9 protein-coding genes and 1 tRNA gene are annotated in these 11,970 nt (G+C 51.3%); 8 read left to right on the forward strand and 2 right to left on the reverse strand.

Annotation, left to right across the window (positions count from 1 at the left end; genetic code table 11):
- Positions 1–151: 151 nt before the first annotated feature.
- Complete coding sequence (locus tag H6F86_RS09225; protein WP_190448303.1) at positions 152–646, reverse strand: hypothetical protein; 495 nt, start codon at positions 644–646, stop codon at positions 152–154.
- 638 nt (positions 647–1,284) lie between these two features.
- On the opposite strand from H6F86_RS09225, the gene H6F86_RS09230 reads away from it, so the two are divergent.
- Positions 1,285–1,887 carry a hypothetical protein gene (locus H6F86_RS09230; protein ID WP_199322215.1) on the forward strand — a complete coding sequence of 201 codons (603 nt, stop codon included), beginning with the start codon at positions 1,285–1,287 and terminating at the stop codon, positions 1,885–1,887.
- An 82-nt stretch (positions 1,888–1,969) separates the two neighbouring features.
- Here the strand turns inward: H6F86_RS09230 and H6F86_RS09235 are convergent, their stop codons facing one another.
- Positions 1,970–3,331, reverse strand: coding sequence for a lipid-A-disaccharide synthase (locus H6F86_RS09235; RefSeq protein WP_190448304.1), 1,362 nt, complete (start codon positions 3,329–3,331; stop codon positions 1,970–1,972).
- Between the two features lie 317 nt (positions 3,332–3,648).
- On the opposite strand from H6F86_RS09235, the gene H6F86_RS09240 reads away from it, so the two are divergent.
- From H6F86_RS09240 to H6F86_RS09270, 7 genes are all read left to right on the forward strand, one after another.
- Positions 3,649–5,682 carry a DICT sensory domain-containing protein gene (locus tag H6F86_RS09240; RefSeq protein ID WP_190448305.1) on the forward strand — a complete coding sequence of 678 codons (2,034 nt, stop codon included), beginning with the start codon at positions 3,649–3,651 and terminating at the stop codon, positions 5,680–5,682.
- 143 nt (positions 5,683–5,825) lie between these two features.
- Positions 5,826–6,251 (forward strand): photosystem I reaction center subunit II PsaD, encoded by a 426-nt coding sequence (locus H6F86_RS09245; protein ID WP_190448307.1) that lies wholly within the window; start codon positions 5,826–5,828, stop codon positions 6,249–6,251.
- Between the two features lie 175 nt (positions 6,252–6,426).
- A complete protein-coding gene (radC, locus tag H6F86_RS09250; protein ID WP_190448308.1) occupies positions 6,427–7,158 on the forward strand; it encodes a DNA repair protein RadC in 732 nt (243 codons plus the stop codon).
- Positions 7,159–7,203: 45 nt separating this feature from the next.
- Positions 7,204–7,275 (forward strand) — tRNA-Val (locus H6F86_RS09255).
- Positions 7,276–7,452: 177 nt separating this feature from the next.
- On the forward strand, positions 7,453–8,661 hold the full coding sequence (locus H6F86_RS09260; RefSeq protein ID WP_190448309.1) for an HhoA/HhoB/HtrA family serine endopeptidase: 1,209 nt from the start codon (positions 7,453–7,455) through the stop codon (positions 8,659–8,661).
- Positions 8,662–8,798: 137 nt separating this feature from the next.
- Entirely contained in the window at positions 8,799–10,862 is a 2,064-nt protein-coding gene (gene glgX / locus H6F86_RS09265; protein WP_190448310.1) for a glycogen debranching protein GlgX, read from the forward strand.
- Between the two features lie 113 nt (positions 10,863–10,975).
- On the forward strand, positions 10,976–11,905 hold the full coding sequence (locus tag H6F86_RS09270) for a hypothetical protein (protein ID WP_190448311.1): 930 nt from the start codon (positions 10,976–10,978) through the stop codon (positions 11,903–11,905).
- The last annotated feature ends 65 nt before the right edge of the window (positions 11,906–11,970 follow it).

The raw sequence follows: 11,970 nt of genomic DNA on the forward strand, positions 1-11,970 counted from the left end.
CAATAAGGGCTAGCTAACTGTAATTGCAAGTTAACTAGCCCGAAAAATTAATTTTGCGTTAGCGAAAAAAACGATACCTTCGACTGCTCGCTCTATTACTTGGGTAGCGGCTCACTGTAGTTGATATTTAGATCAAAAGCAGCAATGTTTGTTAAAGCTTGACTCTAAGCTCAAGATTGTCAGTGCTTCGTCGCATCATCCTGATGGTTTGTGGCAGCACACCAACTAGCAAGGCAAATGCCTCATCAGGCAACTCCGCCACCATCTCAGCACCAAAGTAGTTCTCAAATTGGTTCAAAATCATTTGCGCCCGTTGCAACGGCACCGGGTTATCAGTCAATTGCTGAGTTAAGCGAATCCACTGCCGTCGAATCTTATAAGCATTTTGACGTTCTTCCTGCGTCTCTGGATAGACAAGGGAGAGATCACCGACTGCAACCGCACGCTGGCAATCAATATCGAAGAAACTGCCAATCGCTGCTCCCGGTCCGGCAAACTCAGCATGAAACCGCTTGTAAATGATCAAACCGTTACGTCTGCGGCTATTGACCATTAACAATTGACCACTGTTCAGTTGAGTCAGAATATCACGACTGCCAACATACTCCACGAGTTCTGGCTGTCGGTCTAAGATTTCATCTCTCATACTGCTGAAGCCCTGAAAGCACTGGCATCAATGCAGCCAGCAACGGCGCACTCGTAAAAAACGCAGGCATTACCATCATTGACCTTTCTCTTAATTCAATCCTATGCCACAAAGTAATTGCTTGTGGCGTATGCCGGAACCAATGATAGATGCTGAACACGCTCTGGTAGAGATAGGGGTGTTGACCTTAATGGAGCAACCCTTCAACTAATTACCTGGTAACGTGACGTTTTGAGAGTAGAGCAGCTTACGCTTGTTAATTACATTCTATGGCATCCTTCAAGCGCAACACAGCCATAAAAGTGAGGAAACCTTAAAGTAATGTTGTGGCTTTTCCGTTTCTTTTGAAGCAGTGATGAAGCGCCAGTGAGCCTACTCTAAAAAATGCAACAAGACGGGATGAAGCCGATCGCATTTATACTGCTATACCTTTACCAAAACGCCTGCTCTCATTCCTTCCTGCAAACTTTCATTCCGCACTAGCTACCAGTCTCGCCATGTAAAACTGAGGGAACTTCGCTCTCCAAGCAGAGTCAATTGAAACAAGCAGCCGTGTCTGAGCTAATGTGAGTTTTGGTCTAGATTAAACCCCCTATCTAATTGAGCCGACCATTTACCTCAGCGTTGAGGCGGCTGTCATGAATGCTGATGTGAAAGCAATTCGTCGTCGTCACGATACGCGAGCGATGATGGTAATAGGGTCGCATGAGCGATCGCAGATTGAAAGTGCTGCATCAGGTCACACACAACATCCATTACGAAAAGGGGAAGAGGATATGGCACGTCGCTTGCAATGGAGTGTTTGGCTAGTCTCACTGGCAGTTTTGAGTGCATTACCAGCCTTTGGACAAGCCAATTTTGGCAGTCTCACCTTGAGCGCTGAGAAGCAGTCAGGGTCATTAACGGGTACTACGGGAGGAACGACTTCGCTGCCTGCAATTATTAGCAATCGCGATCGCAACAACAACAGATGCCGTGGCTTTGGCGACCCAACCCCAGACCACATTCTGACTCTGCAACAAAACGTCTCCAGTTTGAGGTTGCGTGTCAATAGTGGCGGCAGCGACACTACGCTGGTCGTTCAGGGTCCGCAGGGGAGCGTGCGTTGCAGTGATGATTCCAAAGCTGGGAAGGATGCCAGCCTTGCGGATACTGACTGGCAGGCGGGCACGTACAAAGTTTGGATTGGCTCTGGGACACCAGGCGTACGACGAGACTATACGTTGTATGTACGGCAGTAGTGGGGTTTGAGCAGTCGAAGCTTAGACGTTTTTCAAGTTTCAAGTAAAGCTTGATTTCTTCAAACAGCACCAGCCAAAAGCGTCAAGCTTCAATTGCCTCATCGTTTGCTAACGTTTCTACTACGACTCGTGCCAACTTTGCGGCTGCGCCTCCTTGACCACGAACATGACGGAGGTTAGTTTGCATCTCCTTCAGCTTTTCTGGGTGATCAAGCAAGTCCAGGACGATCGCGGTAATTGCGTCTGTTTGTAAGTCGCCAGCCAGTTCTGGCACAATTTCGGCGTTTGCCCAAATGTTAGGCCATGCCAACCGCCCTAACCGTCTTAACGCCAGACGCGTCATCATGGCAGCAACTCGTCCCCCTATGCCCGGTAAGTTTGCTAGTAGACCCGGTATCCCGTCCCAGGTGCGAATGCGATCAATCTGCTGAAGTGGTATCAGCACCAGCATTGGCACTGCCAACGCGCCTAATTCAGCGGTGTTTGCGCCGACCGTTGTCAGGCACAGGCTACATTGCGAAAGCAACTTATAAGCGGGAGCTTCTGTCCATAGCTCGACCCGCAGCCCAGCAGCAGTTTTGAGAAACGGACGCTCGTCAGGAAGTGTCGGCAACACTAACTCAGCCGCAGCCCAGCCCAGTTCATTGATTGCAGCATTCTCCTTAGAGTTAGCATACATTGCGAGAGTGGTTAGCGTCAGGCTGGGCGCAACGGGAATCACAAACCGCGTACCTGGTCGAACGGCAGCAACCTGTTCTGCAACCGCCAGACAAAGCGGTACTCCCAGCGCAAGCTTTGTCGGTTTGGAGCCAGGAAGAAGACCGATCAAGGCGGAGGGATGAGGGATGTAGTTTGCTTCCGCTTGGCAGTGGGGTGAGGCAGTCTCTTCGCTCTTCGCCCCCACTTCCTCTGCCTCCCTACCTTCTCCTGCTCTGTTCTCCCCGTCCTCTGATCGCCCCGCTTCTGCCATCAAATCACCGACCACAGTGAATTTATGGGCGTACTTCTGCGGTACGCGGCTGCGAATGTCTTCGCGCATGACACCGAAACGATCGATCCAGCGATACCAGCGGGCTTCCCACTCAGCATAAATAACGCTACGGTAGCCCAGCCGTCTGCTAATGACAACGGGAAAAAACTGGTCGCCGCCAAGAAAGAGGACAACACCGTGCGAGCGCCAGTCCCAAGCTTCAGCCGTTTTGCCCCACAGCAGAAAAGGAAAGAAATGCTCTGCCTCCTGCACCCGATCGACTTCGGGATAGCGACGGGCGATCGCGGCTTCTTGCCCACTGGCATTCGCGCAGGGCGAGAGGACAACCGAAAGCCGGACCTGGCCGCGATCGTCACCTAATTGCTGGCGTAATGCCTGCACCATCGGCTTGACCCAGGTTGCTAACTCTCCCGGTCCATTCGACAAGATCAAAATATCAATAGGATGACGCACTGTTTTAGCCTTTCTCCGTCCTAGCTAGAATAGCGTTTTAGGCTTCTGGTTTGACCTATGGCGATTAAAGCCAGTACAGGGTTGTGAAATAACTGAGATAAACAGACGGAACCATCTGGTCAAAATTGGGCGATCGCTGGCAGGTAATGAGACGATATAGTGAGCGTAGTTACTTGATAAGCTAAAGGCATCTAGCTAAAACCTGATCAATCGGTGCGTTGAAACAACCCTGGTCAGCCTGAAGCAATGTACTATCAGTGTTAAGACCTCCAATTGCTGGGGACTGTTCTCCGCATCAACGAGTAGAGTTAACCTCGATGAGCAACCCTACTTCCGTCCTGGAAGATCTGCTGCAAGCCCTACCTGACCTCAGACCCCAGCTTTACTTCAAGTCATCCCTGACCGCCCTTTCTCATGCAATGGAAGATCAGGTGCTGGCGGGTGTTGATTGTTCACTGGTGATTGCTAGCTTCCAGCGCGAACGCTTTTACCGCCAAGAGGCGCACCGCTACTTACGCATTTCAGAGCGGGCAGAGCAAGTCTATGTGCTGGCAGCACCCGAAACTGATTTTACCAGCCGTTCCGACCAGTACGAAACGATCGCCTTTGTCCCTACGGATGCCCTGGCGCAAGAATGGCATCTGGTTGTCGTTGGTCCTCGCTATGCTGCCTGTCTAATTTGTCGCGAAAAGCAGGTTCCCGTTGCCACTGCCGATGCAACGATGCCGGTTGCCACTGATCAAGCGAGACGGTTTGAAGGCATCTGGACGTTTGATCGCCAGACCGTTTGTATCGCCGCAAATTTGCTACTTGATCGGATATTGCCCTATCGCCCAGAATTAGGGGCAAAGCTTGCTCAGGCGAAAGCACAGCTCCAGATTGAGCAACAGACTGGTTCTAATGATGCCGATCCGGAACCGTTTGCCGAGCGTCTGGTCACGTACCTGCAAGCCGGACAGTACAAGCTACTGAAGGCTTATCGCTCGATCGCTGCCAAAGAACGTAAAGAGCGTCTAGTTAATTCCATCACTACTGCCATCCGACGATCACTTGATCCCGAAGAAATTTTCACTGTCGCTGTGCGAGAACTAGGGCAGGCTTTGCGAATCTGTCGCTGCCTCATCTACCGCTGCAAAGAGACTGATACTCATGTTGTGATCCAGCACGAGTACTTAGGTGCAGCGTCTGGTTCACTTTTGGGTCAACGCTGGGCTTTGCAAGATAATCCTTTGTTTCAAGAAGTCGTACAGCGAAAGGAGCGAGTGTACGTTGCCGATGCTCAGGCAAATCCCTGGGTCTTAGAAGATGAGCGTGTCGTGCTGCCAACCCGATCGCTCGCTACAGGCTCTCAGTCTGAATCAGTCGTGCAGCGCTGGACAATTGAATCCTGGTTGATGGTGCCCGTAATGCATCAAAATCGACTGCTGGGCATGGTCGAACTGCATACCTGTGGTGGCACACTCCATGAATGGACAGACGCAGAACTGGGGTTAGTAGACGCGATCGCGGCTCAAATTGGCGTTGCCCTCATTCAGGCAGAAGCGTATGCGAACCTGGAAGACCTGAACCAACAGCTTGAAGCACTCGACCTGACTCGTAGCAACCTCATTGCCATTACTGGGCACGAACTTCGCACCCCTCTATCCACTATTCAGATTTGCCTGGAGAGCCTCTCTACCGAACCGGATATGCCTCCAGAACTGCGCCAGGTAATGCTTCAGTCTGCCCTAACTGATACAGAACGGATGCGAAAGCTAGTGCAAGACTTTCTTACCTTGTCGCAGCTTGAAAGCGGGCGCGTGCAGTGGCATCTCGAAGCCCTACCGCTACAAGAATGTGTAGACCTTGCTCTAAGCAGCATCCGCACTCGTCAACGCCAAAGCGATCTGCCTGAAATTACCGCGCAGGTGCCACCCGACCTTCCGCTTTTGAAAACTGATGGCGAATGGCTGGTCGAAGTTTTCTCCAAACTGCTAGACAACGCCTGTAAATTCACAGGACCGCAGGGGCGCATTATGATTCAAGCCCATGCTAATGGCAGGCAAATGCTCGAAGTGACGGTTGCTGATACCGGACGTGGCATCGAACCCAACCGCCTCGAAACTGTGTTCGATCGCTTCTATCAAGAAGAAGGCGCTTTACGTCGTACCACAGGCGGCACTGGCTTGGGGCTTGCTATCTGTCGGCAAATCATAACGGGGCTTGGCGGACGCATCTGGGCAGAATCCGCAGGCAAAGACCGGGGCAGCCAGTTTCATTTCACCCTTCCGATCGTCCGTAGTGAACCAGACGAAAAGCGCACTCAAACTAAAACGGGGAGAAGCAAAATCTCCCGTGTGAGAAGTAACTGACAGAATGAGGCTAACGATTCCTTGCTTCAGCGATACCTCAACTCCTCCCCAAATGCTAACAACTGTTACAGTTACCGCCAGACGTTTCAGAGCATGACAAACTCAGTGATACGATTTTGTAAAATATCGAGAGAGACATCCAAATGGCAGAAACTCTTTCTGGACAAGCCCCTATCTTTGGCGGTAGCACAGGCGGACTGCTAACAAAAGCCCTTGTTGAAGAAAAATACGCGATTACCTGGACAAGCCCTAAAGAGCAAGTCTTTGAAATGCCAACGGGCGGTGCAGCCGTAATGAAGCAAGGTGAAAACCTACTTTATATGGCTCGCAAAGAGCAGTGCATGGCTCTTGGCGGTCAGCAACTGCGCGCAAAGTTTAAGATTTCAGACTACAAAATCTATCGGGTTTACCCCAACGGTGACCTTGAGTATCTGCATCCCAAAGACGGTGTTTTCCCAGAGAAGGTTAACCCCGGTCGCCCACAGGTTAACAGCAATGCACGCAACATTGGCAGCAATCCTGAACCTGCCAAGCTGAAGTTTAGCGGCACACCGACCTACGAAGCTTAGTGTGTTGTACTTAGTTTCTTAACCGGATTAATTAACTGAATTATTCGGCGATCGCCTTAGAGTTTAACCTCTGAGGCGATTTTTTCATGACTATTCTTTCCTCTGCCCTTGTCAAATACAGACCGTTGGGTGGGCATAACTAAACAATCGTCTCTTTGCAATGAATGCTGGGTGCATGACTTACTGTTTGAAGGTCGCAGATATGCCTGCGAGCGAGCGTCCACGCGAACGCCTGGTTGCCTACGGAGCAAAACATCTTGCTACGGCTGAACTGTTGGCTATTCTTCTTGCTACGGGGCAGGGACCCGGCAAACTCTCTGCGGTTGGCTTAGGACAATACATCCTGCAATTTGTTGGCAAGCATCAGCACGACCCACTCTGTGCTTTACGAGAGGTCAGCATTCCAGAATTAACTGCCATTTCAGGCGTTGGTGAAGCTAAGGCAGCGACCATCCTGGCAGCAATCGAGTTGGGCAAGCGTGTGTTTCAATCACGTCCCGCCGAATACACGATCGTCGATGATCCTTCCATTGCCGCTGCTGCCCTAAGCCAAGATCTCATGTGGCAGCCTCAAGAACGCTTTGCCATCTTAATGCTGGATGTTAAACATCGCTTACTGGGAACGCAGGTCATCACGATCGGCACTGCCACAGAAACCCTTGCCCACCCGCGCGACATTTTTCGCGCTGTTCTCAAACAGGGCGCAACACGAGTCATCGTGGCGCATAATCATCCCTCTGGCAACGTGGAACCCAGCAACGAAGATATTGTCCTCACACGCCAATTACTTTCGGGTGCCGATTTTCTAGGTATTCCTTTGCTCGATCACCTTATCTTAGGCAACGGCAATTTCTTGAGCTTGCGTCAGACTACTAGCCTCTGGAACGAGTGTCCTCAAGATGAGTAAGATTTGTTGTAGCCCTACACAGCCTATGATAGATTGAGAATCCTTGGGCGATTAGCACAGTGGTAGCGCACTTCCTTCACACGGAAGGGGTCACTGGTTCGAATCCAGTATCGCCCATACATATACATTCCTCTCCATGCCCCTACACGACGATCGCGGTGAGGCGTATGACAACGATCATCGTGGGTTCGCTTCAAGGGCGATCTCGCGAGACATCAGTATGGGCGATGCAGTATGATCCACGCGCACAGACGACCTTAAAGGGTAAGATCGTTGCTATATAAGATTGGTTTCATGAAAATACTGCCACCATACTTTCATCGCTTTCAACAGCCATCCTTTTATCTGTTGCTGTTGCTGCTTGGCAGTAGCGCTGGCTGTAATGTTCTTCGTAGTGAGATTGGCGAGATTGGCGGATCGCTTCCACAAGAATCGGCTGCGCCATTGCAAAGCCCCATAGCTGTTTCCCCGTTGCCACCGCCCAAGCTAACAAGCCTGGATTATGTGGCGCAAATCGTGCAGAGGGTTGGACCGGCTGTTGTACGCATTGATTCGACTCGCACGGTGGGGCAATCGTTTGGTGATACTGGCTTTGAGCGGTTTTTTGGCGCTCAGGTGCCACCCGCGCAACGGGTGCAGCGAGGTACTGGTTCTGGCTTTATCACAACGGCTGATGGGCGCGTATTGACTAACGCCCATGTCGTACAGGGTGCTGATAGTGTGACAGTCGTGCTTAAGGATGGACGACGGTTTAAGGGCACTGTGGTTGGTGCTGATCCGACTACTGATGTGGCAGTGATCAAAATTGATGCCCAAAATCTACCGACCGTTAAAATGGGCAATTCCGATAATTTGCTGCCGGGACAAGCTGCGATCGCTATTGGCAATCCGCTTGGTCTAAGTTTCACTGTCACACAAGGCATCATTAGCGCGACGGGGCGATCGGCGGCTGATGTGGGTGTATCAGCAGAGCGAGTAGACTTCATTCAGACCGATGCCGCTATCAATCCAGGTAACTCAGGTGGACCGCTGATTAATGGCGAAGGCGAAGTGATTGGCATTAATTCTGCCATTATCCAGGGAGCGGCTGGGTTGGGGTTTGCGATTCCCATTGCGACTGCTTCGCGGGTTGCCCAGCAAATTGTGACTACAGGTAAGGCAGAGCATCCTTACCTGGGTGTCAAGATGGCAGAGCTGACCCCTGAAATTCGTAACGAGATTAATCAGAGCAATGCAGGCTTCAAGATTAATCAGGATCAGGGTGTGTTGATTATTGGTGTAGCCTCCAATTCTCCCGCAGCGCGTGGAGGTATACGCCCCGGTGATGTTGTTGCCAGTATCAACGGCACGCCCATTCAAACGGCGCAGCAAGTGCAGCAACAGGTAGAAGCAGCCACGATCGGCGGTACACTTCAAATCACCGTTAACCGTAATGGACAAACGCAAACAGTGGCGGTGAAACCAGAACCGCTCCCTGTCAGAGAGCCTAGTCAACGTAGTTAGTGGTTAGCATTTAGCCCAATTGGATGGTGAGGCATGAAGGGAGAGGGGTAGAGTGCTTGGTGTGCCCCTGCTCCTGGTTTCTAAAGGCTCACCTGACTGTTTGTTTCGTCTTAAGCCTCTTCTACCGTCTCAACGTTATGCAGTCTGAAGTTTTGCCCGGTCGTAGTTTTCCCATTGGTGCGACTGTCTATCCAAATGGCGTGAATTTTTCGATTTTTTCTAAAAGTGCAAAGGCGTTGGAATTGCTGTTGTTTGATCGTGCTGACGATCCCCTGCCTGCCCGCGTGATTAAACTCGATCGCAAGCAAAATAAAACCTTTTACTATTGGCACGTTTTTGTTTCAGGGATTGGTGCTGGGCAAATTTACGCCTACCGTGCCGACGGTCCGTTTGCTCCAGAACTGGGACATCGGTTTGATTTCAACAAAGTCTTGTTAGACCCCTACGCTAAAGCCGTCGTTGGTTGGGAGCATTACAGCCGCGAAGCCGCAATGCATCCTGGCGACAACTGCGCCCAGGCATTACGAGGCGTAGTGGTTGATCCCAGTGCCTACGATTGGGAAGGCGACGCGCCACTGAGTATTCCTCACGAAGACAGTGTGATTTACGAAATGCACGTGGGCGGGTTTACGCGCAACCCTAACTCAGGCGTGGCACCAGAAAAGCGCGGCACGTATGCTGGGCTGATTGAGAAAATTCCCTATCTGAAGCAACTAGGGGTAACGGCAGTGGAATTGCTGCCTGTGCATCAGTTTGACGAACAAGATGTGCAGCCCGGATTGACGAACTATTGGGGCTACAGCACGATCGCCTTCTTTGCCCCACACACGGGGTATAGCTCTCGACGTGACCCAATGGGACCCGTAGACGAGTTTCGTGACATGGTGAAAGCACTGCACCGAGAAGGGATTGAGGTCATTCTTGACGTAGTGTTTAACCACACCGCAGAAGGCAATGAGGATGGACCTACGCTCTCCTTCAAAGGCTTGGAAAACTCGGCGTACTACATTCTGGAACCAGACCAGGAATACTACAGCAACTACAGCGGTTGCGGCAACACGCTGAAGGCAAACCACGATATCGTTGGACGGATGATTTTGGAAAGCCTTCTGTACTGGGTAGCAGAAATGCACATTGATGGCTTTCGCTTTGATCTGGCATCCGTGCTGTCGCGCAGTCGATCGGGTCAGCCCCTCGAAGATCCGCCGATTCTGTGGACAATCGAATCGCATCCCATTCTGGCAGGCACCAAAATTATTGCCGAAGCGTGGGATGCCGCAGGACTATATCAAGTGGGGTCGTTTATTGGCGATCGCTTTGCCGAATGGAATGGACCCTTTCGCGATGATGTGCGGCGCTTTATTAAAGGTGACAGCAATATGGTCTCTACGTTGGCAGACCGACTGCTAGGCAGCCCCGATATCTATCCCCATCCCGATCGCGAACCGAGCCGCAGCATTAACTTTGTTACCTGTCATGATGGCTTTACGCTGAATGACCTGGTGTCGTACAACGAAAAGCACAACGCTGCCAATAAGGAAGATAGTCGTGATGGCTCGAATGATAACCATAGCTGGAACTGTGGTGTTGAAGGTCCAACAGATGATCCAGCGATCGACGCACTGCGCCTGAAGCAAATCAAAAACTGCCTTACCATTCTCTTCTTTTCGCAGGGTACGCCGATGCTCTGGATGGGTGACGAGGTACGGCGATCACAGCAGGGTAACAACAATGCTTACTGCCAGGATAATGAACTGAGCTGGTTTGACTGGAGCAGCGTTAAACGAGAAGCAGGGCTATTGCGCTTTGTGCAAACGCTGATTCGTTTCACGCAATCGCTCGAAAGTTTTCGGCACGAGCGGCTTTTAGAGGTTTCCTACGCTAGCCAAAAACCGCACGTTGTCTGGCATAGCACTGAACTTGGTCAACCGAACTGGAGCGAACATTCCCACTGTCTTGCCTTCACCTTGCGCCACCCAGAAGCGGCGGAGCACTTTCATGTCATGCTGAATGCCTATTGGGACACGCTTACGTTTGAGTTGCCGCCATTAGGTAAAGGCGAACGGTGGTACAGAATTATTGACACAGCGCTGCCGTCACCCAAAGACATTACAGAACCAACAACCGCTCCACAAGTCCGGCGGAAAAAATATGCTGTTGAGGCGCGATCGTCCGTCGTGCTCATGGCACGCATCGGCTAACGTCTTAGTCTATGCCGTCTGCCAGATTTTTGTAGAGTTCCCCTGGCCACGTTCAAAAGGGGCTGGCTTGATGGCATATTAAAGCATTAGGAATTTATTGTAATGTGCTGCTCATGGGTCGTCATCCCTTGCTTGAAGACCGTAACCTGCGATCGAAGGATAATCTAGACCCTTCTTTCCATGGAGAAACGTTGCTACATCGCTTGTTTTTTCTCTTGCAGGGGCGATCGGGGATGAAAGCATCCATCTTGACGCTGGCACTGCTTCTGGTTACTGGTTGCGGCACACTCTTGCCCTCACGCTCAGCCCCGTCAACCCAAACCTCTAAACAACAAGTTGCACCTCTAAACACGTCACCCTCGGCTCGGTCATCGCCCCCGGTGCAGCGTTACAACTCCGATCGCCAAAACCAGATTGCGACTCAGGGCTACAACGATGGTTACGAAGATGGAGCAGGCGGTTTTCCAGCTAGCCCCAACGTCGGTGTTGCAAATCAGAACCTTACCGATCCCACTGAACAGAAAATTTATACAGACGCTTATAACCGTGGCTATGCTGATGGCAAAGGACAGCAATCGTCACCCTCACCCACTACCACTGTTTCCCCTTCCCCTACCAGCACTGTTTTACCTCAGCGAAGAGCCGAATTACAGCGACAGGGCTATCAAGATGGCAGAAACGATGCTGAGTCTGGTTTTGCTGCCAATCCTGGTAGTGGGATTACTGCTCTAGGGTTAACCAATCCCACTGAGAGACAGATTTACACCACTGCCTACAACTCTGGCTATCAACGACAGCCATCTCCTTCCCCCTCCCCATCGCCAACAGTTTCTCCAGGTTTGCTGGCTCAACTACGACAAGACGGCTATAACGACGGTTATGCGGATGCTCGGTTAAACGCTTCCCAGGATGCTAACAGAGGCATTAACCTTCGGGGTCTGGTAACGGCGGCAGAACAACGAGCTTATGCCAATGGCTACAATAGCGGTTATCAACAGTACCTTGCTCAACAAGGGGGCGGTGGCATCCCTGGTGGTTGGTAAGGGGCAGGGTACTCTAAGGTGCATTCGTTGAGCGCATGGGTGCAGGGGTGTGAACACTTTGGGAA

Origin of the sequence: Phormidium sp. FACHB-592, assembly GCF_014695795.1 — a bacterium.
Taxonomy (GTDB): domain Bacteria; phylum Cyanobacteriota; class Cyanobacteriia; order Leptolyngbyales; family Leptolyngbyaceae; genus Stenomitos.